This window comes from Paraburkholderia sp. RL18-101-BIB-B (assembly GCF_046026985.1).
Classification (GTDB): domain Bacteria; phylum Pseudomonadota; class Gammaproteobacteria; order Burkholderiales; family Burkholderiaceae; genus Paraburkholderia.
In genome coordinates this window covers 546,794-571,947 of record NZ_JARESV010000002.1, presented here as the reverse complement: position 1 = coordinate 571,947, position 25,154 = coordinate 546,794, and the positions used below count along the sequence as shown (strand labels likewise).

The window sequence follows — 25,154 nt, the reverse complement described above, 5'->3', positions numbered from 1 at the left end:
TGAACGCATCGGCCTTGGGTTCATTGAACGAACCGCGTGCATCCACGCCTGGAGAAAAGCAGATGAAGAAGAAATTCATATCGGCGGCACTGGTCGCCGCCGTGTCGGTCGGATTCGCCATGCATTCGCTGACGGCCTCGGCGACCCTCAAGCCGGGCGACGTGGCGCCGGCATTCACCGCGCAGGCTTCGCTGGGCGGCAAGACCTACACCTATTCGCTGGCCGACGAACTGAAGAAAGGGCCGGTGGTCGTGTATTTCTATCCGGCGGCCTTCACCAAGGGCTGCACGATCGAGGCCCACGAGTTTGCCGAAGCCGTCGATGAGTACAAGAAATATGGCGCGACGGTGATCGGCGTGTCACACGACAACATCGACACCCTGACGAAGTTTTCGGTGAGCGAGTGCCGCAGCAAATTCCCGGTCGCGGCCGATGCCGATTCGAAGGTGATCGGCGAGTATGACGCGGGCTTGCCGATGCACGCGTCGATGGCCAATCGCGTGTCGTATGTGATCGCGCCGGATGGCAAGATCATCTACGAGTACACGAGCCTGTCGCCGGAGAAGCATGTCGAGAATACGCTGAAGGCGGTGAAGGATTGGGCTGCGACGCATAAGCAGCCTTAATGCTCAAGCTGGGCGCCGCGTGATTTTCGCAATGGTTTCTTGCGGTGCTCTTGCGGCGAGAGGTGGGCGTCGCTCGTGCTAGGCTGAGTTTTTTGCCTTGTGAGCTTGCGATGCCGATTATCGTTGCGTTGATTGCGCTTATCGCGCTGGGGTATGGCGCGGTGCGGGCGTTTTATGCCTTGCAGGCGGCTTTTGGGCTGGGTGTTGCTATTGGCGTTGCGGTGCTGGCTGCCCTGCTCGTGGTAGCCGCCCTGGCTTATTGGTGGCGTCGTCGGAAAGAAGTCGCAGCGAATGTTCGGGATGGAGACTGGACTCACGAACTCAAGGGGAGTTGGGGGGCGGTGCGGCTCGCTGCCGACAAGCGGCTTTGTGAGATTCGTTTGGGCGAAGAGCAGGGTGCTTATATTTTTGCTGACTTGCTTGGGGCAGAGGTGCAGCGGCCCGGTGCCCAGTGGCAGGTTGTTTTGAAGGTCAAGGATCCTAAGCATCAGGTTTGGGTTTTGCCTATGCGAGATGAGCGGCAGGCTAAACAATGGGCGCGGATTTTGGTGCTTGCTATGGAGCAGAGGCTTTAGGGTTGGGTTTTTTTGGTTGTTTGCTTTGCCGTGTTGGCCATTGGCGGGTTCAACCGGTCGATGCAACACCTAACATTTCCGTCAGTTTTTCGGCGGGGTTCATACATTGCAAGGTCTGATGCGGTCTGCCATTCAGGCGCGCGGCAAGCTTGTTCCCACGGCAGCGAGGCAGCAATGAGAACGCGAATGGTCTTCTGCGACAGTTATCGGTGATGGCAATCGGCGCATGGCTCGCCATTCATACCAGACTCGAAATCAGGCTGCATCCACACTTTGCGCGATGCCCTTGTCGCGCGACGGGAATCCCGCGATCCGTGATCCTCCTGTCGCCTTCGATAATGATATTCGGCTGGACTTCAGGATGCAGCAGGCACTCGACGAGGTCACCCTCGCGGGCCACGCCATGGTTTGGGAGGCTGTGATGACTTCGCCGCCGTGGTCGGTGGTGTCGCCGAGTCGGATAAGGTCAATCATGGGTTTGCACCGTTAGGAGCAGACGGAGCATCGACGAATTGACGCAGTGAAGAACCCGAATAATCAAGGGTTGATCACGCAGTCATCGCCGCAACGTTAGCGACGAACAGGTGCGCGACGCCGCCAATGTCGCTCTGCCATCTTGCTGTATGACACAAACCGGGCTTTTTGCGCTTGCCTTAATCGTCGACCCAGCACACGGAAGATTCGTTTTCACGGTTCCACTGCGCTCTACACATACTGTTCCCGACTGCACAAGGAGCAACTCTTGAGCAACATTCAATTTGTGGTTCTTGAAAGCGTATGTGCGCTCCCACTCTCCATAGGCGTCGGCGCCGACAACCCGAAACTGGCCGGGCGTCAACGTATCAGCCGCCACTGGCAAATATCCAGAAAACTCAACGCCGTCTTTGTCGGCGTAGTACACCAGCATCTGTGCATTGAGGCCTAACTGTCCTGGGTTGGCCATGACGAGTTGGGCACCCGATTCACTGGCTGGCTGCGTTGTCCACGTCACTTGCGAACAATCGTCTGCGTCATCCAAGCGCTGCGGCCCGACTAGCCGCTGATCACCCCCGTGCGCCTCCAACAGTGACACTGCAATGGATTGAGCACCGGAGGCACCGTTGCAGGAGAAAACATACTTCGCGTTTTCAACGGCTACGGTTATAGAAGTTCCTTGAACATCCTGCGCAGATACCGGCAACAAGGGTCCGCAAGCAATCAAAATGCCAATCCATATCTTTTTCATAACAGAATCCCTTTGATTCTCAATGTTTCTGATTGACGCTGATCAAAATGCGCATCTGCCGGAAAGTCGGAAGGCGACTGCGCGTGGTCCCGGCGCACTTTGTTCGTTAGTTGGATTACGTTGTCGCTGTCCGCGATTGGTAAAAGTCGATTGTTGGCCCAGAAAAAACCAGCCGTATCAATTGACGTCAGGGGCTCGTCCGCTACGACCTCTGGGTTGTCAATAACTGGCGGCTTTAGAGATGCGACGAGAGACGCGATCGTGGTCGTGTCGTGAATTGGCAGCAGGTTTGCATGCTGCCCGGACGAGTACGGCGGATTGAATCCCCACCATCGAGGGTCGTGCCACCATCTAGCCCCGACGCTCTGCGGAGCGACCCACCCGCGGTAAGAGAAGTACATCCCATAGTTCGCGCGACCGGTAAGTTGTTTGAATCCTCGCCCCCTGAATTTTCCGCCGTCGTTCCATTCGACGTTACCCAACCAGCCAACATAATTCTTCGCGCGTTCATACCGCCGAAAATACTCAAATGGATCACCGTTATATAGTTCGCTCATGTAGTGGAGTTGGCCGGATTCTACCGACGAATGCGCGAGGAAATGTGCCTGACGCAATCCGCTGCTGATGCGGTACTTGCGGAATGTCTTGTTGATGCTGACAAGATATTTTGCGATCGCGGGAGCATTGGCGGCAGTGTAGATTTTGCCGAACTCGGATTTGCTGAACCATCCGCAGGTTCTGAAATGGCGGATAAACGCCGTCGGTGGAAAATGCCAGATTTCGCTTTCGTGCGGCAGATCGGGATCGCTGCCAGACTGCTGTCCGTAAAGCGCCCGTGGAGGCTAGTGGCCCGCCGGTACAAGTTGTACTCTGCCTCGCTTTCCGCAGGCGTTGCGCCGCAAACGGCCCAACTCCCATCCATATTCTGCCGGTAGGTCGTCAGCGTGCAGTCCTTCTCGTAATGCATGCGGATAACCAGATCGCGACTGGTTCCAGCCGGAACGAGAGGCGCCTGAGGATGCAGCGTCGCAATAGCCGGAAAGCTATCGTCCTCACGATACGGGTGAGGCTCATTCGCAAAGAGCTTTGTGCCGCGAGGGACGAAGAACCACACGTCGCCGTAGACCGCGTCCGTGCGCGCGGGACTGTTGCCCAGCGATCCAGGGGCGCGCCCGATCATCTTCCTCAGATTTGCCTCGTCACAGACGATTTCGAAATGGATCTGTGGAAACTGCCCGTAAATCTGGCCGGGGGTGCCGATAAGGTCCTTGCGGTAAATTTTCTTGCCCACGGCAAGGGACGAAAGCACCTGCTGCATGTGCATGTATACCGAGTAGTAGGTAATCTTCGCGTGATCGCCTTCGCCGATTTCCGTGTCGTGCCGGATGACGACACAGCCATCATCCGTAAAGGTCGATCATAAAGTTGATCCTTGCTTAAATATCGAATGCACGATACTTTGCGACTAGCGGCCGAGGGGCGGGAGAGGGTTTTTCAGATCGGCTGATCGTATCCATCCGGTAATAACGGGATCGCGGGACGACGAAACGGTATTGGGGTTCGCAAACCGGACATAGGTATAGTCCCCGTGCTTCGAAATTATTAGCGCAATATCTCCTCTCAACAGAAATCGATTCTCTTTTCCTGCACCTGGCTTGCGATAGAAAAAGGTTTTTTTATTCGCAATTCCAATCCCGATAACGTCAATTTGCTTCTCGACTGAGAATTGCGTCACAGCGGGATCGTCGGGAGCTTTCCCGAAATCGGCTCCGATGCCGTTGCATGCACCCTGAGGCTTTTTCGTTCTAATAACCCATTTTCCAGACCTAATAAATAAATCTCCCGATACATCGAACAGCTTGTCCCTGTCCTTGTAAGCGAAAGAGGTTCGCTGAAAGTCGAAGCTATATGTTTCAATGTCTATTTGGTTAGAAAATCCTTCATTTATTTTTTTGATTTTACCAATTCCTGAAAAAAGAAATGAACACGAAAATCTTTCATCCCGAGAGTCATAGTATCCATAGATACTATTTCCAGAGTGCATTGCCACCAAGAAAGGGTTGTCGAAAATAAATGCCTCGGCAGATATAGCCGAACTGCAAGCAAGTGCAGCCAATGCCACCGAGCACAGGCGTCCAAATTTACTTATATTTGTCATAATTTTTCTTCATGGTTGCAGCGTAGGACGGGGGGCAATCCGCGCCATTATAGGCTTGCGCGAAACTTTGCCAATTCTTGTGTTTGAGCGCGTCTAGAGCTATTGGGCTGACATATGAAACATAAGCAAAGAATAAATCCAACTGTTCGTTGATGCCGGTCATTACACTATTTGCGAGAGCTTCCGGCGAAGAGTACCCGCACTCCTTGTAGAAGTATCCCATTACCTGAAATGCCCCCCACGAACATGCCATTAATGCGGCGTCGGAATTGAGATTCGCGGCTCTTATCATGCGCTCGTACTGATACATAACGTCTCTGTCGCTATGTGTCCAAGTCCCATCGTCTAAGGGCTCGCCGACGCTGTAGCCTCCTGATTTGGGCCAGGACAAATCAGGCACTTTTGGGAAAGGATTTTTTTGCTTCTGCCAAACGCCACTCGCCCTTTTATTCTCAGGCAATGACGCTCTTAAAAAGTAATGACGCTCGAATCGAATTTTTGGCAACCCATTATCGCAAAATCCTGATCCCGACGATTCAGTCTCGGCGACAGCCCTAACAGCAGCAACTTCACAATTTATTTTCCTCGCAATCTCGGCGTACTTCGCATCAGAAATATCCAAGGTCTTTGGGAAGTTTAACCTGGATGCAAGCAGATTTATGGCAATGGTGCGCGGCATTCCTGTATCGACTACGCGATAATGATGCTCAATCGTGATTGAGGTTTTGGGTCTTTCGGTCGCGGGATCGGTCTGTACTTCCTTTTTTTTCGTCGGAAAGTCCTTTTTCACCTTTCCCTGCTCCGTGACCTTTTGAGCGGACCCTATGTAAGGGCCGAACTCGTTAACCAGTCGATGCATCGTCATGATTTCGCCGTCTTTCATTACCGGAATCGTCAGGTCCTGTTCGAATGCATCCTTGGGCGTAAGTTGCGTTGCTGCCTCCAGGTGATATTCGGGACTAGTGATCGCGTAGGCCACTATGTCCTTCGTCGGCGTTACCGTGGCCTTGAGTACATATTGCCCGTGTCGGTTCCTGACCAGCACATCAAGCGGCTGGTCGCGCGCGGCGTTATGGATCGTTATCGCGTATCCGTCCCCGTCCGTCACTGCGTCGGTACTGTTGGTCACTGTAGCCACGGGTGCAGGGGTATCTGACTCAGGCGCGAACGGGACCGCCGGCTCGTCTGTTTCGGGTCCGATTGTCCAGGCTGCAGCCTGCGGTGCGCCGGTTCCGGCTGCGACCCGAACGGCCAGTCCCTCGATAGGGTGATTCAGTGCATCCCGGAAAACAATAATCACTTCGACAAACGGACTTGGCGGAGCTTTCGGATGCGTCGGCGCATTCCCTTTATGATGCGGTTTATTCACAGATTCCCTCCAGCGCGTTCAACGTTATCGCCCGATAGTTACGCTTCGTCCTGGTCGTCCAGTTCGATGCCGTCATAACCTTGCTCGACAACCCCCCAATCACCCGCGCCAATCTCGCATTTGACTCTTGTGGGCTTGGACGTCTGGACGGCTACCGTAGCGCCTTCCTTCAACATGCCCTGCTGCTGGATCGTGCCGTCTGACAGGTAGATGCGATAAGGCTGGCTCTCCAGCGACGAGCCGATGCTGGTGGCCGGAACGAGCGTGCTGATATCAAAGACCTGCTTATATTGATGATCAGCGGCTTGTGGCAAGGCGCTGAGCGGAAGGGGCGGCAATGGCATCCTCATCGTTGCAGGCCCGGGCACATCCCACGACGCGGCTTTCTCAAGAATCTGGCCAGGCGTGCCATTCTCGATACCATCCGCCGCAATCCGTATGTACGAGCCGCCAGCGCCGATCAACACTTCCTTCGCGGCGGTAATGACAACCCGGCCATCCGTGCTGGTGATCGTCACGTCTTTTAATGCAGTGAGCGCTATCTGGTCGCTTTGCGCCTGAATCTCCACCTTGCCTTTTGCCGCAATCAGTCTCATGCCAAGCTGATACGCGAACAGGGAAACGGCACCACGCACGGTAGCGAACAACGAACTGCCCGATGCAATGCTCACGTCGCGCCCGGTCGTGACCGCGAGGTCATACCTGCTTGCAAGATGGGTGCTCTGCGTCGCCGTCATACCGATCCCCGCCGCGCTCGCGAGCACCAAGTCGGGCCGCGCCAGTTCCGGGAATGGATTGCCGTCCGCTATCGCGTTGCCACGGATGGCATCGTTCTGCGCCTTGATGTTGCCAATGGCGTCGCGCTGGTCAGCGCCGTCCTGCTGGGCGTTGTGCTGCCGTGCGACGTCCGCCATATCCTCATGCAGTTCGCGCGCCTGCGTGAGTCGTTGCACCGTCTCGCCCATGTCCTTGACGGGGGCCGTTGCGCCCGCGCGCGTTTCGGTACTGATGACCATGCCCTGATTGGCGCGCAGCACGCCCCATGCGTCCGTCGCCAGTTCCCAGCCTTCACCCCGCGCTTCCTTGCGCCCCTTGTTGCCGTCGATGCGCGTGTTGTAGCCGACGATCAGCCGTGACTGCGCATGGTCGCTGCTGACCTGAACCTGAAGTTTGCCGGGCGTATCGTCGGCGACGATCTGGTTGGCCTGAAACCCTTTCAGGTCCTGCGTCCGCGTGCCGCTCAGTGCGTAGTTGGCTGGCAGTAACCACGGTGGCTGCCTGAACCGGTTGACCATCCGGTCGGCAATATAGGGCTTGTCAGGGTCGCCTTCGTGGTAGTTGATCGTCACTTCCTGCCCGATACGGGGCACGTAGATCGAGCCGAACGAATTGCCCTGCCACGGCGAGGACACGCGCACCCAGCAGCTCGCATTCTCGTCCTTCGGCCTGTCCACGTCCCACAGATAGCAGATCTTGACCCGGCCGTACGCATCGACCCAGGTCGTCTGGTCCTTGGGACCGACCACCACGGCTGTCTCGGCGTAACAGCGGGGCTTCTTCTTCGGCCTGTTCCTGAAGAACCGGTTAGGCGACTGCAGCACGAAGTCAGTCACGCACTCGAACTGGCCCGCGCCTGGTGTCTTGCCCGATATCGTCGTCTCGGTCACGTTGCGGATATCGAGTGTGGTCGACAGCACCAGGTACTCGGCATTGACATCTGACTCCGGGTGATCCGTGAGAAAGAACGTCCTGCCCGTCTTCAGGCCGAGCAGATTGCCCTGGCCCCTGAGACGTTCGTTGCGCGAGAAAAGCGCATGAGCGCGCACACCCGCAAGATAGTGTGCTTCCTCCAGATAGTTGTTCGGCTGGCCCGACAGACCCGTTGCGCCGGCAAGGGGCTGCGAGTAGTCGCCCCAGTGGCGTTCCTCGGCCTTGTGCAGTTCCCCGAACGCATCATGTTCCTCGACGAACTTCTGCGCTCCACGCGTATAGTCGTAATCGACTACGGTCACTCTGGCCGCCGTGACCCTGCGCGACGCCTTCAGCTTGTGGATATGTTCTTCGTCGATACACCCACCCTCGCGCGCGTGATAGCGGATCGAGTCATAGGCATTCCTGTGCGGCTCGTGGACGCCGGGTCCGTCGCATAACACCAGCCTGTTGTTATCCTCAAAGTAGTAAATGCCCCATTCTCGCCATAGCCGGGTCAGAAAATGGAAGTCGGATTCCCACATCTGCCGGACGAAATCGCGTTCCGGATAGCCGTCTTTCAGTCCGTGAGCGGACACCTTCACATCAAACAGGATCGGGTACTCGCGCAGCACGTCCCGCGTGATATCCAGTACGCTCCTGTTCTGGAATATGCGGCTGCGCGAGGTCTTTGTGGTCAGCCACAGGGCGGGACGCACGACAAGGCGGTAGTACGTGTGGCGATCATCGACACCGGTCATCTCGACTCTGGCGATGATCCCCGTAATCGTCCTGACGCCCGCTCCGACATTACCGGCGCCGCTATCGCCGGGCATCCCCGGAATGAATGTTCCCTTCCCGTCGAACTCGATTGAGATGGTGATGTCCTTGCCGACCAGCCTGGCGGGGACGATCTGAAACCTGGTGTTGTACTGGGAAAGCCCCGGCGAGTACGTTGTCGCCATGTCCAGCGTGTATCTGTACAGCTTGCCGAGCGCCTCCGTACCCCGTAGCCGCACGGGAGACAGGACCGGCACACCGCGATCAACCGGGAACGCCTCGCACGACACGCTCAGGGTGCGTGACTGGCTGGGGCTATACATGGCCCCTCCCTGGACTGACCTGATACAACCGGCTTCCGCATGACTTCATACGCCGCCCCCGTTCAAAAATTCACTTTCTCCATTATCAAAGTGACTTTTATGATGCGTATATAAGACGACTGTAAAATCTGGTCAAACCGATTAAATAGATAGGTACTTCGCATAATCAGGTGACTGGTTGACGGACAGCACGAGTATGGAGAACTATTTAATGTATGACGCGTCGCATACTGACCGGCTGGCGCGGCGGATTCAAGAAAGCATTGGATGAGCGCAGAACAGAAGAACGAAATCTGGAAGATGTGGCGCGAGGGTGAGACGCTGAGTGCCATTGCACGCATGCTCGAGCGGCAGCCGAGTTCGGTTTATCGTGTTGCGAATAGGACCAGCGGCATTGCCCGGCTACCCGCACGATCTGCGGACGGGCTCGGACAACACCTACATTGCCACGCTGATGGAGCGGCACTCGCGCTATGCGATGCTGGTCAAGGTGGCACGCAAGGACACGGCAAGCGTGGTGTCTGCGCTGATAAAGCAGGTCAACAAACTGCCGGCAAAACTACTTCGGTCGTGACATGGGGCCGCGGCACCGAGATGGCGAGCCACAGGAACTTCTCGATTGCCACGGACGTGCAGGTGTATTTCTGTGATCCGCACAGCCCACGGCAGCGAGTCAGCAATGAGAACACGAATGGCCTTTTGCGACAGTACTCCCCGAAAGGCGTACCCGTGGACGGCTATTCTCAGACAGAGTTGAACAAGGTTGCCGCACGCCTGAATGGCCGCTCGCGTCAGACCTTGCAATTTACGAACCCGCCGAAAAACTGGCGGAAACTTTGGGTGTTGCATCAACCGGTTGAATCCATTGGCGCCGCCCCACACAGGGGCGACGCTAATAGACCACTATGATCTCAAGGAAAGGCCAACCTCACACCCAAAAAACCAGCCGCGTAAAAAAACCATCAAGTAGCAGCCGGACCTGCACGCCGCGCCTTCCTCGACTCCCACCTCACCCGAATCCGATCCATATAAAGATACACAACCGGCGTCGTATAAAGGGTAAGCATCTGACTGACAATCAACCCACCAACAATCGCAATCCCGAGCGGCGCGCGAAGCTCAGCGCCTTCACCGCGTCCAAAGGCAAGCGGCAGCGCCCCCAGCAACGCAGCAAAAGTCGTCATCATGATTGGCCGGAACCGCAGCAAACAGGCCTGATGGATCGCATCCCGCGACGACAAACCATGCCGTGACGCTTCAATTGCGAAATCCACCATCATGATCGCGTTCTTCTTCACGATACCGATCAGCAAAATCACGCCGATCAACGCGATGATGCTGAACTCCGTCTTGAACAGCAGCAACGCCAGCAACGCGCCCACACCCGCCGAAGGCAGCGTCGACAGAATCGTCAGCGGATGGATATAGCTCTCGTACAGCATCCCCAGCACGATATACACGGCGGCCAAAGCGGCCAGAATCAAAATCGGCTGGTCGGACATCGACTGCTGGAACGCCTGCGCCGTCCCCTGGAAACTGCCGTGGATAGTCCCCGGCATGCCGATCTGCGCCATCGTGTCGTAAATCGCCTGAGTCGCCGTCGACAGCGAAACGCCCGGCGGCAGATTGAACGAAATCGTCGAGGCCACGAACTGGCTCTGGTGATTCACGGAGAGCGGGGTACTGCCCGGTCCGAAGCTCGCGATCGCCGACAGCGGCACCATGGTTTCCTTCGCAGTCGACACCGCCGCGCCCGACGAAGCGCTCGACTTGCCGCTCGCCGCGATCGAATTGATCGCCTGGTTGCGCGCGGAGTCGGCGGCAATGCTCGCCGCGCTCGATGCGGTCGTGCCCGCCGTGCCGCCTGTCGTTGCGCTCGTGGACGAGGTCGTCGCGGCGGCGGTCGCCGCTGTCACCGTGCCCGCCGGCGCGTTGGTGGTCTGCGCGCCGCTCGCGCTGCCGCCCGACGTGCTGATGTAAATCTGCTTCAGCATGTCCGGACTCTGCCAGTACTTTGGCGCGACTTCCATCACAACGTGATACTGATTCAACGGGTTATAGATCGTCGACACCTGGCGTTGGCCGAACGCGTCGTACAAGGTGTTGTCGATCTGCGCCGGCTTGATGCCGAGGCGCGCGGCGGTAGCGCGGTCGATCGTCACCATCGCTTCGAGGCCGCCTTGCTGCTGGTCGGAATTCACATCCGCGAGTTCGGGGCGCGCCTGCAGCGCCTCAGTGAGTTTGGGTCCCCACAGGTACAAGTCGGGCGTCGAATCGGCCAGCAGCGTGAACTGGTACTGCGCATTCGATTGCCGGCCGCCGACGCGAATGTCTTGCACTGCCTGTAGAAAAGTCCGCGCGCCGGCGACGTCGCCGAGCGGCGCGCGCAGTTGCTGGATCACCTGATCTGCGGATGCCTTGCGCTCGGACTTCGACTTCAATGTCACGAACATGAAGCCGGAATTGGTCTGCCGCCCGCCGGTGAAACCGGCCACACTCTCCACCGCCGGATTCTTGCCGACGATCTCCATCATCTGCGCGAACTTGCCTTTCATGGACTGGAACGAGGTAGCCTGATCGGCCTGAATGCCGCCGATCAGCCGCCCCGTGTCCTGCTGCGGAAAGAAGCCCTTCGGCACGATGATGTACAGCCACACGTTCAGGCCGATGGTCAGCAGCAGAATCGTCACGATCAGGCGCGGATGCAGCAGCGCCCAGCCGAGCGTGCGCTCATAACCGCGCTGCATCGAAGCGAAGCCGCGTTCCAGCCAGCGGCCGAAACGTCCTTCTTCCTTCTGCTCGTGCGGCTCGCGCAGAAGGCGCGAGCACATCATCGGCGTGAGCGTGAGGGAGACGATCAGCGATACGCCGATCGCGAGCGAAAGCGTCAGCGCGAATTCGCGGAACAGGCGCCCGACAATGCCGCCCATCAGCAGAATCGGCAGGAACACGGCGACCAGCGAAATACTGATGGACAGCACGGTAAAGCCGACTTCGCGCGCGCCGAGAAAGGCCGCCTTCATGCGCGGCACGCCGTTCTCGATATGTCTCGAGATGTTCTCCAGCACCACGATCGCGTCGTCGACCACGAAGCCGGTCGCGATGGTCAAGGCCATCAGCGAGAGGTTGTCGATCGAGAAACCGAGCAGATACATCGCGCCGAACGTGCCGATGATGGAGATCGGCACGGCCACGCTCGGAATCAGCGTGGCGCGCCAGTTGCGCAGGAACAGAAACACCACCATCACCACCAGCGCGACCGCGACCACCAGCGTGCGCTCGGTGTCTTTCAGCGACGCGCGGATCGTGGTGGAGCGGTCGGCGGCCGGCGCGATGTCGACGTCCGCGGGCAGCGACGCGTGCAGTTGCGGCAGCATCGCCGTCACACGGTCGATGGTGTCGATGATGTTCGCGCCCGGCTGGCGATACAGAATCACCAGCACCGAACGCTTGCCATTGAAGAGGCCGAGGTTGCGCAGATCTTCGACCGAATCGACCACCTCGGCCACGTCGGAGAGCTTCACCGCCGCGCCGTTGCGATAGGCAATGACCAGGTCCCTGTATTGCGACGCCTTGCTGGCCTGGTCGTTGGTATAGATCTGCACGCGGTTCGGGCCGAATTCGATCGAGCCTTTCGGGCTGTTCGCGTTGGCCGCGGCGAGCGCCGCGCGCACGTCTTCGAGACCGATGCCGTAGTGCGAGAGCGCATTTGGCTCGAGTTCGACACGCACCGCCGGGTTGGCGGAGCCGCTCACATCCACTTCGCCGACGCCGTCCACCTGCGACAGAGACTGTTGCAGCACGGTGGCTGCGGAGTCGTACAACTGGCCGGCCGTGAGCGTTTTCGACGTGAGCGCCAGAATCAGGATCGGCGCATCGGCCGGATTGACCTTGTGGTACGTCGGATTGCTGCGCAAGCTTGCCGGCAAATCGGCGCGCGCCGCATTGATGGCGGCCTGCACGTCGCGCGCGGCGCCGTCGATGTCGCGGTTCAGGCCGAACTGCATGGTGATGCGCGTCGAGCCGACCGAGCTCGACGAGGTCATTTCGGTGACGTCGGCGATCGAGCCGAGATGCCGTTCAAGTGGACTGGCGACGCTGGTCGCCACGGTATCCGGACTCGCGCCCGGCAGCGTGGCCTGCACCGAAATGGTCGGGAAATCGACCTGTGGCAACGGCGCCACCGGCAACTTCGTGAACGCGAAAATACCGGCCAGCGCGATGCCGATCGCCAGCAGCGTGGTGGCGACCGGGCGGGAGATAAACGGACGCGACAGATTCATCGCTCAGTTCCCTGCATCGGTGACGGGCGGCGTAGGCTTGCCCCGATTGAATCGCTCACGCGCGCGACGGCCGAGCGAGTCGAACGCGAGGTAGATCACCGGCGTGGTGAACAGCGTCAGCAACTGGCTGACGATCAATCCGCCCGCAATCGCGATACCGAGCGGACGGCGCAATTCCGAACCGGCGCCGGTGCCGAGCATCAGCGGCAGCGCGCCGAGCAGGGCGGCGAGCGTGGTCATCAGAATCGGCCGGAAGCGCAGCAGACACGCCTGGTAAATCGCTTCGCGCGGCGGCTTGCCTTCCTCGCGCTCGGCATAGAGCGCGAAGTCGATCATCATGATCGCGTTCTTCTTCACGATACCGATCAGCAGCACGATACCGATGATGCCGATGATGTCGAGATCATGCCCGGTGATCAGCAGCGCCAGCAACGCGCCGACGCCGGCCGAGGGCAGCGTCGAGAGAATCGTGATCGGGTGGATGAAGCTCTCGTACAGCACGCCCAGCACGATGTACATCGTGACGATCGCCGCGAGAATCAGGAACAGCTCGTTCGACAGTGACGCCTGGAACGCCAGCGCCGCGCCCTGATAGCGGGTCTGGAACGACGCGGGCAAGCCGACGTCCTTCTCCGCCTGGTCGATCGCCTTGACCGCCGCGCCGAGCGACGAGCCCGGTGCGAGGTTGAACGACACGGTGGTGGCCGGGAACTGGCTCAGGTGTGTGACCAGCAGCGGCGCGGGCTTCTCGATGAAGCGCGCGATCGACGACAGCGGCACCTGGCCGCCCGTGGACGTGGAAGAGGGCAGATAGATCGACTTCAGCGATTCGGTGTAGTGCTGCATCTCCGGCTGCGCTTCCAGGATCACGCGATACTGGTTTGACTGCGTGAAGATGGTCGAGATGATGCGCTGGCCGAACGCGTCGTACAGCGCGCTATCCACGGTGGCCGGCGTGATGCCGTAACGCGACGCGGTGGCGCGGTCGATTTCGATGTAGACCGACTGGCCGTTGTCCTGCAGATCGGTGGCGACGTCGGCGAGTTCAGGCGACTGCCTCAATCGGTCGATCAGCTTCGGCACCCACGTGGTGAATTCGCTGATGTTCGGATCGGTCAGCATGAACTGATACTGCGTCGGACTCACGGTCGAGTCGATCGTCAGATCCTGCACAGGCTGCATGTACAGCGACGCGCCGGGAATGTGCGCCACGTCCCGCTGCAACTGGCGGATCACTTCACTCGCGGTGTTGCTGCGGTCGTCGCGCGGCTTCAGGTTGATCAGCATGCGGCCGCTGTTCAGCGTGATATTGCTGCCGTCCACGCCGATGAACGAGGTCAGGCTCTCCACATCCGGGTTCTTCAGGATCTGCGCGGCGAGTTCCTGCTGGCGCTCGGCCATCGACGCATACGACACGGACTGCGGCGCCTGTGTGATCGCCTGGATCACGCCGGTGTCCTGCACCGGAAAGAAGCCCTTCGGAATGAAGACGTACAGCACGCCGGTCAACACCAGCGTGAGCACCGCAACGACCAGCGTGGAGCGTTGCCGGTTCAGCACCCACGTAAGCGCGACCGCGTAACGCGCGATCACCCAGTCGATCGCGCGGTGCGCCTTGGCTTCGAAACGATGGCTCTCGTGCGGCGGCGTGTGGCGCAGCAGTTTGGCGCACATCATCGGCACGAGCGTGAGCGACACGACCGCCGAAATCACGATCGTCACGGCAAGCGTAATGGCGAATTCGTGGAACAGGCGGCCGACCACGTCGCCCATGAAGAGCAGCGGAATCAGCACGGCGATCAGCGACACCGTCAGCGAAATGATCGTGAAGCCGATCTGTTTCGAGCCCTTCAACGCGGCTTCGAGCGGCGCTTCGCCTTCCTCCACGTAACGCGCGATGTTCTCGATCATCACGATCGCGTCGTCCACCACGAAGCCGGTTGCGATGGTCAGCGCCATCAACGATAAGTTGTCGAGCGAAAAGCCGCACAGGTACATCACGGCGAGCGTGCCGATCAGCGACAGCGGCACCGAGAGACTCGGAATGATGGTCGCGTAGACGTTGGCGAGGAACAGGTACATGACCAGCACCACCAGCACGACCGACATGGCCAGTTCGAACTGCACGTCGCGCACGGAAGCGCGGATCGTGGTGGTGCGGTCGGTGACGATCTGCACCTCGAGCGCGGCGGGCAGCGCCTGCTGCAATTGCGGCAGCAGCTTCTTGATGCTGTCCACCACCTGGATCACGTTCGCGCCCGGCTGGCGCTGCACGTTCAGAATGATCGCGGGCGTGCCGTCGACCCACGCGCCGAGCTTGGTGTTCTCCGCACCCTGCACGATGGTGGCGACGTCGGTCAACATCACCGCGCGGCCGTTCTTGTACGCGACCACCGCGGTCTTGTACGCGTCGGCGTCGGTCAACTGGTCATTCGCGTTGATCGTGTAGTTGCGCGTGGGACCGTCGAAGTTGCCCTTCGGCGTGTTGACGTTCAGGTTCGAGATGGTGGTGCGCAAGTCGTCCAGATTCAGGCCGTACGCGGCGAGCGCGCGCGGGTTCGCCTGAATCCGCACGGCCGGACGCTGGCCGCCTGACAGGCTCACCAGACCCACGCCCGCCACCTGCGAGATTTTCTGCGCGAGACGCGTGTCGGCCAGATCCTGCACCTGGGTGAGCGGCAGCGTCTTCGAGGTGATCGCGAGCGTGATGATCGGCGCGTCGGCCGGATTGACCTTGGCGTAGATCGGCGGCGCGGGCAGGTCCGACGGCAGCAGGTTGCCGGCCGCGTTGATGGCGGCCTGGACTTCCTGCTCGGCGATGTCGAGCGGCAGGTCGAGGCTGAACTGCAGCGTGATGATCGACGAGCCGGCCGAACTTTGCGACGACATCTGATTGAGCGACGGCATCTGCCCGAACTGGCGCTCGAGCGGCGCGGTAACCGACGACGTCATCACGTCCGGGCTCGCGCCCGGATAGAAGGTCTGCACCTGGATGGTCGGATAGTCGACTTCGGGCAGCGCGGAGAGCGGCAAAAAGCGCAGCGCGACGAGACCGACCAGCATGATCGCCGCCATCAGCAGCGCGGTGCCGACGGGACGCAGAATAAAGGCGCGGGATGGATTCATGCGGTAAGTGCCGTGCCTTTATTGCGAGGCTTGCGCCGCGTGTTTGCCATGATGCGCGTGAGCGCCGGAGGCGCCCGACGCGGCGGCCGCGCCGCGGGCACCCGAGGCGCCGCGCGGCTTGTCGGCCGGAATCGTGATTTTCGCGCCTTCCTTGAGCCGGTCCGAACCGTCGATCACGACGCGCTCGCCCACGGTCAGGCCGGACTGGATGCTGGTGCGCTCGCCATCCACGGGGCCGACCTTGACCGGCCGCACGGTCACGGTGTTGTCCGCCTTCACGACGTACACGAACGGGCCCATCGAGCCGTTGAGCACGGCCGGTGTCGGCACGATCACGGCGTCCTTGATCGTATCGACCAGCAGGCGCGTGTTCACGAACTGATTCGGGAACAGCAGACTCTTGCTGTTCTGGAAGATCGCGCGCAGCTTGACCGTGCCGGTGGTGGTGTCGATCTGGTTGTCCAGTGTTTCGAGCATGCCGCCTTCGAGCGACGTGGTGTTGCTGCGGTCATACGCGGTGACCGAGAGCTTGGCGCCCGACTGGGTCTGCTGGATGATCTGCTGCAGATTGTCTTCGGAGGTGGTGAAGATCACGCTGATCGGCTGCAGCTGCGTAATCACGACGAGGCCGTTGGTCAAGCTCGGTGTCACGTAGTTGCCCGGATCGACCTGGCGCAGACCGACGCGTCCCGACACCGGCGCGGTGATGCGCGCATACACGAGGTCGAGCTTGAAGGTGTCGATATTGGCCTTGTCGGACTTCACCGTGCCTTCGTATTGCCGCACCAGCGAGGCTTGCGTATCCACTTGCTGGCTGGCGATGGAGTCCTGCGAGAGCAGCGTCTGATAGCGCTTCAGGTCGAGGCGGGCGGTTTGCAGCAGGGCCTCGTCGCGCGCGAGCGTGCCTTGCGCGTTGTCGAGCGAGATCTGATAGGGACGCGGGTCGATCTGGGCCAGCACGTCCCCCTTCTTGACCATCTGGCCCTCCTTGAAATACACGTCCTGCAACACGCCGCTCAACTGCGGCAGCACGGTGACGTTGGCGAGCGGCGTGACCGTGCCGAGCGCGGTGATCACCACCGGCATTTCGCCCTGCGTCGCGGCCGCCACGTGAACCGGCTGCGACATATTGGCCATGGCACCGCCGCGGCCCGCGCGCCCGGCCCGCGCGCCGCTCGCGTCGCTGGCGCCGGCCGCGCCGCTCGCGCCGCCGCCGGGACCGCCCCACGGATGCCAGCGCCACAGCACCACCCCGAGGATGACCAGCGCCGCGATGATCAACGCGATATTGCGGCCGCGGTGCCGCTTCACCATGCCTGGCGGCTGGTTCGGTGTGCCGGCGGGGCCGCCGCTGGAGGACGGTTGGGAAGCCGGAGGAACAGGGCGTGTGGTTTCCGAATGCTTTTGTTGTTCGTCCATCGGTTCGGTCAGGTGACTGGCTTGGATGTGAGCCGCTCGCGCGTTCGTGCCGTTTCGACAGTTCGGCGGACCGGCACGCGAATGGCATGACAGGCGGTTTCGACAACGGGTGCCCCGCGCTCGTTCAGCGCGATGCTACCCGAGGCGCGGGACAGAGATGTTAACGCAATGCGGCATCGAAACAGGCGGCCGGAACGTTATCAAAGGGGAAAACGGCAGGCCGGGCGTGCGTCCCGCGACAGGAAGGCATGATCCTACGTCGCGGGCTCTGTAACAGTCCACCCGCGTATTTTTCTTTTGATTACGAAGGTTACAGGATGCCTTGCAATAACCTTGGCCGCCGACCGGCGAAACCGCCGCCGGTTCAGGTATCCAGGCGGCGCCCCGGTGTGCCGCCGATTTCCAGCACGATTTTGGCGACGCACTCGAGCAGCGCCGGCGCCGCGCGCGAGATCAGCCAGTCGCGCGGGCACTGGTCGGCGGAGCCGCCGCAATTGACCGCATAGCGTTCGCCCGACGGTCCTGTGAAACCCAGCGCGATCGCGTTGAGTCCGTCGTACCATTCGCCCGTGGCAATCGCGAAGCCGCGCTCGATGGTTTCCTGTAACGCGCTCTCGAGCCGGCTGCTGACGTGGCCCCAGTCGTCGCCTTCAGCCGCCTGCAAGCCGATCAGCAATTTTTCCCGCTCCGGCGCTTCGAGCGCGGCCAGATAGGCGCGGCCGATGGCGGTGCGGCTCAGATTCATGCGCGAGCCGATCTCGAGGCGCGACACCAGCACCGCCGAACGCGGCCGGATCGCGTCGATCACCACCATATCGAGCCGGTCGCGCACGGCCAGATGCACGGACAGCGCCGTGCGTTCGGCGAGTTCGATCAGGAACGGCCGCGCGCGAGCGCGGATGTCGAAGTTGCGCAGAAAGCCGTTGCTCAGTTCCAGCACCGACGAGGTCAGCACGAAACGCTCGCTGTCGGGGAGGCGGAACAGGAAACCCGCGCTGACCAGCGTGGCGGTGATCCGCGACACGGTGGGCTTGGGTATGCCGGTGAGCTCGGTCAGTTCGCGGTTGCTGAGCGGCGCGTCGGCGGCGGCAATGGAGCGCAGCACGGTCAGGCCGCGCGCGAGGGCGGTCACTTCGTCGCCGGAGCCGTCTTTGTCTTTGACCGGGTCTGCGGCGGTTCGGGGGGGCGTGGGTCGGTTCATATGTTTTTCTGGAACTTTATTTCAATATTTTTCTTCGCAGCCTTGCTGGCACCGTCTCTCAAAGCGCCAGCGGCGGCCCCAAAATGGGGCATCAAAGTCATTTTTCATCAGAACATTCATTGTATCGGAATATTTTGCCGCAACGAATGGAGCCTCTTTAGATTTTGCTTGACTTAGTCAGCATAACCATAAAAAATGGAATCTCATTTCGAAAGACGGTTTCAGGTTCTGCATTTTGAAGTTTTCGAACCTGCCGTGGCCCGCACAATGTCTGTGTCGAGTGTCTTCTCATAGTCCACCGTAACAGTCCATGTCGCGCACCGTACAGGCGCCGCCTCGCAGGCCAAACTTTCGAATACCGTCTCTCAGGTTCTAGCACGGCCCTCGGAATGGCTAGAACTTTTTAAGGCGTCACGGCAACGTGACGCCTTTTTTTTCGGCTAATCAAGCACAACAAAGTTTGCTCCATACGGAAATGCCGGGATTTCCGCCCGCGACTTTCCCTCAGTCCTGGCTCTCCACAGACGCCGCCACGCGCACGGTCAACTGTGCATCAAGCTGTCGCAATCCAAGCCTGGCAACGATTTTCCTGGCCCCACGCTAGTTTTTCTACTCCGCTGCGCGAGTTCTTCTCATTTGTCCGACTTCGTTCCAAAAGCCATATTGCATCCATCGAGGACGCACAACGGTTCTCGTCACCTAACCCTCGAAGGAGAACGACATGAAGCTGCAAAACAAGGTTGCTTTTATCACCGGTGGCACCTCGGGCATTGGCATGGAAACCGCGAAGCTTTTCCAGGCTGAAGGCGCGAAAGTCATTGTCACGGGCACCAATCCGGGACGCCTTGAAGCTGCAGGAAAGGCTTTGGGCGACAATGCGCTCGTGCTCTCGGTCGACCTGCGCAAGCCCGCTGAAATCGAGCGTGCGGTCGAAGAGGTGCGTGCCAGATACGGTCGCATCGATGTCGTCTTCGCGAACGCCGGTGCTGGCACAGCCGCGCCGCTGGAATCCGTCACGCCGGAACAGATTGACGAGCAGTTTTCCCTGAATGTCAGTGGGCTCTTTTTCACGATTCAGAAGACCGTGCCTCTCATTCCGAAGGGAGGCAGCATCGTGGTGACAACGTCGTTTCTGAATGCTGTCGGCACACCGGGGCTGTCGATTCTGTCAGCGACAAAGGCAGCGATTCGCTCCCTCGTGCGCTCCCTCGGCGCTGAACTCGCGCCGCGCGGCATTCGGGTGAACGCTGTTAGCCCGGGCCCGATTGCGACTGCGTTCCACACCAAGCTCGGGCTGACCGACGCGCAATTGACGGAAACGGCGACTGCCATTCAGGCTCAGGTACCGCTGCAACGATTCGGCGAAGCTGTCGAAATCGCCAGGACGGCATTGTTCCTCGCGAGCGACGATTCGTCCTTCACGACGGGCGCAGAAATCGTGGTCGATGGAGGCTTAACGCAATTCTGATGTCATCAAAGCGCCAGACTGTGCGAGCCCTCGAAGCTGAAAACGGTGGTTACGAACTGGCGCTAACGCACACTTCCAGAAACGACGAAGCTTGGACTGTTTGCGTTCAGGAGCGCATGTTGATACGCCCACGATCGAGCGGTGATATCGCGCAACTTTAGTCCAAGCCACCGCAGTGTTGACGATAAATTGCAGCGCTGGGAAGATGGGTCAACCGGACTTGAGCCCATCAAGCAACATGCGTGCACCGAACAACCTGAATGCACTCCGTGCCTTTGAAGCAGTATCGCGTCATCTGAGCTATCCGTCGGCCGCCGAGGAGCTCAACGTTACGCCTGCTGCCGTTGGCCATTTGATACGCGGGCTCGAAGACACTCTCGACGTCGAGCTGTTTCATCGCGCGACGTCGGGGCCAACCCGGCTGACCCTGACCGACGCTGCACGGTCAGTCCTGCCAGCACTGCAGGCGGGATTTGACCTGTTGTCCGAAGCCGTTGAGCAATTGAAAGCGAGCAAATCGCGCATCGCTTTCACCGTGACGATACCCGGCGCATTCGCTGACAAGTGGTTGTTGAGACGCGTCGAGCGGTTTCAACAGAGGCATCCGTATTACGACCTTCGCATAGACACCAGCAACCGGCTTCTCGACTTCACCGCTGACAGGATCGATGTCGGCATTCGCTATGGCTCGGGCGTATGGCCAGGCCTGGTATCGACCTTTCTCATGCGAGACGAGTTCTTCCCGGTATGCAGTCCCGCGCTTCTAATGGGCAAACATCCGCTCAGGACGCCTGCCGACCTGGAGCATCATCTGCTCATTCACGATGTATCGATGCAAACATCCGGTGTCTTCCCGACATGGCGCTCCTGGTTGCAAAAAGCCGGCTGTCGCAACGAAGTCGATTGCAATCGCGGCATCCAGATTGACGACTCCGCGGCAGCACTCCAAACAGCGATTTCAGGGAACGGTATTGCGCTCGGCAGGACCACGCTGGTCGAACATGACCTCGAAGAGGGGCGGCTTGTGCGTCCATTCCAGGAATCACAAAGCTGCAAACTAGCGTACTACCTCGTCCACAAAAAAGAAGGCGAGAACTCTGCGCCAGTAGTCGCTTTCAAAGAATGGCTGATTTCAGAGGCAGGCGCCCGCTAGGGCTCACACGCGAACGCCTGTCTCAGGCTTCAGCGGATGGACGACGGGTGGCGCGCGAGCGCTTCCACCTTCATCGTCATATACGGAAACAGCGGCAGACCTGAGAGGATGGTGTGCAGTTCGTCGTGCGAGTCGACGTCGAAGACGCTGTAGTTCGCATACTCGCCCACAACGCGATGTAGTTGCTGCCACTTGCCTTGGCGCTGAAGCTCTTGTGAGTACGCCTTTTCTCGTGCCTTGATTTCGTCAGCCTGAGCCACGGGCATGTCGTGTGGCAGGTGTACATCCATTCTTACGAGATATAGCATGTGTTTCTCATTCGAAAAAGTAGGGGTCTCTCAGGTTCGCCAGCACAATAGTTGGAGTGGGTCGATATGCCCGGTGCCGGATTGACTGCGCTCAGCTATTTTTGTCGCGACGATAGAAAGCGAGCTTGTCCTCATCGATATGCAGGCCCAGGCCCGGCCCTTCCGGCAGGTGAAGGTCGAAGTCCTGATAATGGGGGCGAGCAGTGACGATGTCGTCTTTCAACAGGAGTGGTCCGAACAACTCCGTACCCCAGGCAAGTTGCGGGAGCGCGGCGAATCCGTGTGCCGATGCAATCGACCCGATGCTGCCTTCAAGCATCGTGCCGCCATAGAGGGACACGCCGGCTGCATCCGCAATGGCGGCCGTACGCATCATTCCGTAGATTCCGCCGGACTTCGCGATCTTCAGCGCAAAGACGTCCGCACATGCGCCGCGCACAAGTTCGAGGGCATCTTCCGGGCCTGTCACTGCCTCGTCGGCCATGATGGGCACGATGAAACGCGATGCAAGCCTGGCGAGTGCTCCGCGCTGCTCTCGCGGAGTCGGTTGCTCGATGAGGTCAATGCCAGCAGCTTCAAGCGCTTCGATTCCCAATGCGGCGTCAGCCTCGTTCCAGGCCTGATTTACGTCGACGGTGACTTTGGCGCGGTCGCCGAGCGCAGCTTTGATTTTCGATACATGCGCTACGTCATCGCGAACGCTACGCCGGCCAATCTTCAGCTTGAAAGTATTGTGGCGACGTTCGGCGAGCAGTGTTTCCGCTTCATCGATGTCGCGTTGGGTGTCGCCACTTGCGAGCGTCCACAGGACCGGAAGCGTCTTTCGCACAGCGCCGCCAAGAAGCGTTGAAACCGGAACGCCCAGGCGCTTGCCCTGAGCGTCCAGCAAAGCCGTCTCGATTGCGCACTTGGCAAACCGGTTCCCGCGAGCAACCTTGTTCAGCTTGAGCATTGCGTCGTTGATGTTGGTCGCGTCTTGCCCAACGATCGCAGGTGCAAGATAAGTGTCGATGGTCAGCTTGATGCCTTCGGGGCTTTCGTCGCCGTACGACAGACCGCCAATCGTAGTCGCTTCGCCAAGGCCCTCGATGCCATCGCTCGAGCGCAGACGGACGATCACTAAGGTTTGCTGCTGCATCGTCGCCATGGCTAGTTGATGCGCGCGAATGGTTGGGAGGTCAACCAGAATCGCTTCGACGGAGATGATTTGGGCGTTCATACCTGGAATGTTGGAGTTAAGGGGTTGATGAAGTATTGCGTGCCCAATAAGCCCCTGTCCAACACCGTCGACGTCTAGCCCCATACCTCATGGGTATAGAAAATATCACCGCCCAAAATCGTTGGGAGGTGCATGGGGTATCTTTTCCTCCTCGTACAGCCGATAGATGAGTTCGAGCATTTCCCGAATGTCCCGCGACTCGTCTAGTGCGCGCATGCTCATGATGATTGGCGAAACCAGAGTAGGGTCGTCCAGTTCCTTGTAACTCACATCGTCTCGCTTCAGGCCGTACACACTACTCGGGACGACAGAAATTCCTTCCCCCGCTGCTACGAGGCCCAGCGCGATCTGCAACTCTCGTACTTCATATATCCGGCGAGGCTTGAGACCGCGGTCTTCGAATGCCGACAGCACCTGGTCTGCATAACTAGGGCGCGGCGTCTTAGGAAAAATAATCAGGGTCTCGTTGACCAGGTCGCTGAGAGCGAGGACGGGCTTGGCCAGCGAGAGCGGATGGCCCTCTGGGAATGCAACGATCATCTTCTCCTCGCGAAGAATCACCCGACGGATGTTCGCGTCCTCATGCCGAATGCGACCGAACCCGACATCGATCTGACCGTCCTTCAGCGCTCGAATCTGGTCCATCGTCGACATCTCGTGGAGGCTGAGTTCGACTGTCGTGTTCTCATCGCGGAAGCGCCGGATGATTTTGGGCAGCATGCCGTACAACGTCGAGCCCACGAAACCGACAGAGAGACTGCGCTCGATGTTGCCTACGCGCCGCGTCATGGATTCGAGTTCCGACGTTTGAGCCAGCAACTGGACGGCATGAGCGTAGAAGAACTTACCCGTCTCGGTGAGCTTCAACGGGCGCGAGTCGCGCTGGAATAGCTGCACCTCAAGAATCTCTTCAAGCTGCTGTATCTGACGGCTCAAAGGCGGCTGGGCCATGTTCAGTCGCTGTGCCGCGCGCGTGAAATTGCGTTCCTCGGCTACGGCGACGAAATAGCGAAGATGCCGCAGTTCCATTTCAATACCTCGTGGATATAGACCGATACTAAATCAGTGTTGGACGAGGCCTTCTGACGTCCATTATTCTGCATTCACACTCTGTTTCAGCACCCATTATACCTCTCAGGCATATTCGAACGGGCGCTAAACCAAGGGTTTACCCCATCAGAAAATAGAGATTCAGGAGCAGACATGAGCGTCAAAGTGTTCGATACGAAGGAAGTGCAAGACCTGCTGAAGGCTGCGGCTAACGTGGGTAGCCAGGACGGCAATGCTCGCGCAAAGCAGATCGTCGATCGCCTTTTGGGCGACCTGTTCAAGGCGATCGACGACCTCGACATGACGCCCGATGAAATCTGGGCTGGCGTCCACTACTTCAACAAGCTCGGCCAGGACGGCGAAGCTGCGCTGCTTGCTGCTGGTCTCGGTCTGGAGAAATATCTCGACATCCGCATGGATGCCGAAGACAAGGCGGCTGAAATCACCGGCGGCACGCCGCGCACCATCGAAGGTCCGCTCTATGTCGCCGGCGTGCCCGTGCGCGATGGCGTTTCGAAGATCGATATCAACCCGGACGAGGATGCCGGCCCGTTGGTCATCCGCGGCACGGTAACCGGTCCAGATGGCAAGCCGGTTGCAGGGGCGCTGGTCGAATGCTGGCACGCCAACTCGAAGGGCTTCTATTCGCACTTCGACCCGACTGGCGCGCAGAGCGAGTTCAATCTTCGCGGCGCGGTCAGCACCGATGTCGATGGCAAGTACGAGTTCCGTACGCTCATGCCGGTCGGCTATGGCTGTCCGCCGCATGGTGCGACTCAACAGTTGTTGAATGTGCTTGCCCGCCATGGCAACCGTCCGGCACACGTGCACTTCTTCGTCACCACCGACAAGTACCGCAAGCTGACGACGCAAATCAACATCGAGGGCGACCCGTTGATTTGGGACGACTTTGCCTACGCCACCCGCGAGGATCTGATTCCCCGTGTGGTCGAAAAGACCGGCGGCACTGCGCTGGGAATGAAGGCCGACGCGTATAAGGAAATCGAGTTCGACATCGAGTTGACTCCGCTGATTCAGGGCAAGGATAACCAGGTCGTCCATCGCCTGCGTGCATCTGCTACCGCCTGACCGCTAAACGCGGCCGCTGCGTCGTACCCCTGCTGCCGCTCAATCCTTCGCAAGAATCTTTCGACACCGATGCGCGTGCCCCATAACCTGGAG

Annotated in this window: 18 protein-coding genes and 2 pseudogenes; 6 read left to right on the top strand and 14 right to left on the bottom strand. The window is 59.4% G+C overall.

Going from position 1 to position 25,154, the window contains the following annotated elements; genetic code table 11:
* The first annotated feature begins 62 nt into the window (after nucleotides 1-62).
* Together P0D73_RS05580 and P0D73_RS05575 are read left to right on the top strand one after the other, a co-directional pair.
* Nucleotides 63-626, top strand: coding sequence for a peroxiredoxin (locus tag P0D73_RS05580; RefSeq protein WP_132375034.1), 564 nt, complete (start codon nucleotides 63-65; stop codon nucleotides 624-626).
* A 110-nt stretch (nucleotides 627-736) separates the two neighbouring features.
* A complete protein-coding gene (locus P0D73_RS05575; protein WP_408179277.1) occupies nucleotides 737-1,201 on the top strand; it encodes a hypothetical protein in 465 nt (154 codons plus the stop codon).
* Between the two features lie 238 nt (nucleotides 1,202-1,439).
* On the opposite strand, the pseudogene P0D73_RS05570 reads toward P0D73_RS05575, so the two are convergent.
* The 7 genes and pseudogenes from P0D73_RS05570 to P0D73_RS05540 all read right to left on the bottom strand — a co-directional run bounded on the left by P0D73_RS05570 (nucleotide 1,440) and on the right by P0D73_RS05540 (nucleotide 8,745).
* Nucleotides 1,440-1,675, bottom strand: a pseudogene (locus tag P0D73_RS05570) (PAAR domain-containing protein).
* 82 nt (nucleotides 1,676-1,757) lie between these two features.
* The gene (locus P0D73_RS05565) at nucleotides 1,758-2,426 is read right to left on the bottom strand and encodes a hypothetical protein (RefSeq protein ID WP_408179276.1); all 669 of its coding nucleotides are present in this window, start codon (nucleotides 2,424-2,426) and stop codon (nucleotides 1,758-1,760) included.
* Nucleotides 2,423-2,983, bottom strand: a complete 561-nt coding sequence (locus tag P0D73_RS05560; protein WP_408179275.1) for a hypothetical protein — start codon at nucleotides 2,981-2,983, stop codon at nucleotides 2,423-2,425. Before P0D73_RS05560 ends, P0D73_RS05565 begins: the two co-directional genes overlap by 4 nt.
* A gap of 20 nt (nucleotides 2,984-3,003) precedes the next feature.
* A complete protein-coding gene (locus P0D73_RS05555; protein WP_408179274.1) occupies nucleotides 3,004-3,744 on the bottom strand; it encodes a hypothetical protein in 741 nt (246 codons plus the stop codon).
* Between the two features lie 147 nt (nucleotides 3,745-3,891).
* Nucleotides 3,892-4,584, bottom strand: a complete 693-nt coding sequence (locus P0D73_RS05550; protein WP_408179273.1) for a hypothetical protein — start codon at nucleotides 4,582-4,584, stop codon at nucleotides 3,892-3,894.
* Nucleotides 4,568-5,953 (bottom strand): N-acetylmuramidase family protein, encoded by a 1,386-nt coding sequence (locus tag P0D73_RS05545; RefSeq protein ID WP_408179272.1) that lies wholly within the window; start codon nucleotides 5,951-5,953, stop codon nucleotides 4,568-4,570. Before P0D73_RS05545 ends, P0D73_RS05550 begins: the two co-directional genes overlap by 17 nt.
* A 38-nt stretch (nucleotides 5,954-5,991) precedes the next feature.
* Nucleotides 5,992-8,745 carry a type VI secretion system Vgr family protein gene (locus P0D73_RS05540; protein ID WP_408430204.1) on the bottom strand — a complete coding sequence of 918 codons (2,754 nt, stop codon included), beginning with the start codon at nucleotides 8,743-8,745 and terminating at the stop codon, nucleotides 5,992-5,994.
* A gap of 391 nt (nucleotides 8,746-9,136) precedes the next feature.
* Between P0D73_RS05540 and P0D73_RS05535 the strand changes: the two are divergent.
* A pseudogene (locus tag P0D73_RS05535) lies at nucleotides 9,137-9,654 on the top strand (IS30 family transposase); the annotation flags it as partial.
* 53 nt (nucleotides 9,655-9,707) lie between these two features.
* On the opposite strand, the gene P0D73_RS05530 reads toward P0D73_RS05535, so the two are convergent.
* From P0D73_RS05530 to P0D73_RS05515, 4 genes are all read right to left on the bottom strand, one after another.
* The gene (locus P0D73_RS05530) at nucleotides 9,708-13,028 is read right to left on the bottom strand and encodes an efflux RND transporter permease subunit (protein WP_132375025.1); all 3,321 of its coding nucleotides are present in this window, start codon (nucleotides 13,026-13,028) and stop codon (nucleotides 9,708-9,710) included.
* A gap of 3 nt (nucleotides 13,029-13,031) precedes the next feature.
* Complete coding sequence (locus tag P0D73_RS05525) at nucleotides 13,032-16,154, bottom strand: MdtB/MuxB family multidrug efflux RND transporter permease subunit (protein WP_408179270.1); 3,123 nt, start codon at nucleotides 16,152-16,154, stop codon at nucleotides 13,032-13,034.
* An 18-nt stretch (nucleotides 16,155-16,172) separates the two neighbouring features.
* Entirely contained in the window at nucleotides 16,173-17,573 is a 1,401-nt protein-coding gene (locus P0D73_RS05520; protein ID WP_408179269.1) for an MdtA/MuxA family multidrug efflux RND transporter periplasmic adaptor subunit, read from the bottom strand.
* 364 nt (nucleotides 17,574-17,937) lie between these two features.
* Nucleotides 17,938-18,774, bottom strand: a complete 837-nt coding sequence (locus tag P0D73_RS05515) for an IclR family transcriptional regulator (protein WP_408179268.1) — start codon at nucleotides 18,772-18,774, stop codon at nucleotides 17,938-17,940.
* Between the two features lie 721 nt (nucleotides 18,775-19,495).
* Here P0D73_RS05515 and P0D73_RS05510 point away from each other — a divergent pair.
* On the top strand, nucleotides 19,496-20,242 hold the full coding sequence (locus tag P0D73_RS05510; protein WP_408179267.1) for an SDR family oxidoreductase: 747 nt from the start codon (nucleotides 19,496-19,498) through the stop codon (nucleotides 20,240-20,242).
* A 238-nt stretch (nucleotides 20,243-20,480) separates the two neighbouring features.
* Nucleotides 20,481-21,395 carry a transcriptional regulator GcvA gene (gcvA, locus tag P0D73_RS05505; protein WP_408280335.1) on the top strand — a complete coding sequence of 305 codons (915 nt, stop codon included), beginning with the start codon at nucleotides 20,481-20,483 and terminating at the stop codon, nucleotides 21,393-21,395.
* Between the two features lie 29 nt (nucleotides 21,396-21,424).
* Here the strand turns inward: gcvA and catC are convergent, their stop codons facing one another.
* From catC to P0D73_RS05490, 3 genes are all read right to left on the bottom strand, one after another.
* Nucleotides 21,425-21,703, bottom strand: coding sequence for a muconolactone Delta-isomerase (catC, locus tag P0D73_RS05500; RefSeq protein ID WP_408179265.1), 279 nt, complete (start codon nucleotides 21,701-21,703; stop codon nucleotides 21,425-21,427).
* A 91-nt stretch (nucleotides 21,704-21,794) separates the two neighbouring features.
* A complete protein-coding gene (locus tag P0D73_RS05495; protein WP_408314995.1) occupies nucleotides 21,795-22,922 on the bottom strand; it encodes a muconate/chloromuconate family cycloisomerase in 1,128 nt (375 codons plus the stop codon).
* Nucleotides 22,923-23,027: 105 nt separating this feature from the next.
* Nucleotides 23,028-23,951 carry a LysR family transcriptional regulator gene (locus P0D73_RS05490; protein ID WP_408179263.1) on the bottom strand — a complete coding sequence of 308 codons (924 nt, stop codon included), beginning with the start codon at nucleotides 23,949-23,951 and terminating at the stop codon, nucleotides 23,028-23,030.
* A gap of 174 nt (nucleotides 23,952-24,125) precedes the next feature.
* Between P0D73_RS05490 and catA the strand changes: the two genes are divergently transcribed.
* A complete protein-coding gene (gene catA / locus P0D73_RS05485; RefSeq protein WP_408179262.1) occupies nucleotides 24,126-25,061 on the top strand; it encodes a catechol 1,2-dioxygenase in 936 nt (311 codons plus the stop codon).
* Nucleotides 25,062-25,154 lie beyond the last annotated feature (93 nt).

Coding starts and splice junctions, on each gene's coding strand:
- P0D73_RS05580 (WP_132375034.1), top strand. CDS start 63: ATGAAGAAGAAATTCATATCGGCGGCACTGGTCGCCGCCGTGTCGGTC.
- P0D73_RS05575 (WP_408179277.1), top strand. CDS start 737: ATGCCGATTATCGTTGCGTTGATTGCGCTTATCGCGCTGGGGTATGGC.
- P0D73_RS05565 (WP_408179276.1), bottom strand. CDS start 2,426: ATGAAAAAGATATGGATTGGCATTTTGATTGCTTGCGGACCCTTGTTG.
- P0D73_RS05560 (WP_408179275.1), bottom strand. CDS start 2,983: ATGAGCGAACTATATAACGGTGATCCATTTGAGTATTTTCGGCGGTAT.
- P0D73_RS05555 (WP_408179274.1), bottom strand. CDS start 3,744: ATGCAGCAGGTGCTTTCGTCCCTTGCCGTGGGCAAGAAAATTTACCGC.
- P0D73_RS05550 (WP_408179273.1), bottom strand. CDS start 4,584: ATGACAAATATAAGTAAATTTGGACGCCTGTGCTCGGTGGCATTGGCT.
- P0D73_RS05540 (WP_408430204.1), bottom strand. CDS start 8,745: ATGTATAGCCCCAGCCAGTCACGCACCCTGAGCGTGTCGTGCGAGGCG.
- P0D73_RS05530 (WP_132375025.1), bottom strand. CDS start 13,028: ATGAATCTGTCGCGTCCGTTTATCTCCCGCCCGGTCGCCACCACGCTG.
- P0D73_RS05525 (WP_408179270.1), bottom strand. CDS start 16,154: ATGAATCCATCCCGCGCCTTTATTCTGCGTCCCGTCGGCACCGCGCTG.
- P0D73_RS05520 (WP_408179269.1), bottom strand. CDS start 17,573: ATGGACGAACAACAAAAGCATTCGGAAACCACACGCCCTGTTCCTCCG.
- P0D73_RS05515 (WP_408179268.1), bottom strand. CDS start 18,774: ATGAACCGACCCACGCCCCCCCGAACCGCCGCAGACCCGGTCAAAGAC.
- P0D73_RS05510 (WP_408179267.1), top strand. CDS start 19,496: ATGAAGCTGCAAAACAAGGTTGCTTTTATCACCGGTGGCACCTCGGGC.
- gcvA (WP_408280335.1), top strand. CDS start 20,481: ATGCGTGCACCGAACAACCTGAATGCACTCCGTGCCTTTGAAGCAGTA.
- catC (WP_408179265.1), bottom strand. CDS start 21,703: ATGCTATATCTCGTAAGAATGGATGTACACCTGCCACACGACATGCCC.
- P0D73_RS05495 (WP_408314995.1), bottom strand. CDS start 22,922: ATGAACGCCCAAATCATCTCCGTCGAAGCGATTCTGGTTGACCTCCCA.
- P0D73_RS05490 (WP_408179263.1), bottom strand. CDS start 23,951: ATGGAACTGCGGCATCTTCGCTATTTCGTCGCCGTAGCCGAGGAACGC.
- catA (WP_408179262.1), top strand. CDS start 24,126: ATGAGCGTCAAAGTGTTCGATACGAAGGAAGTGCAAGACCTGCTGAAG.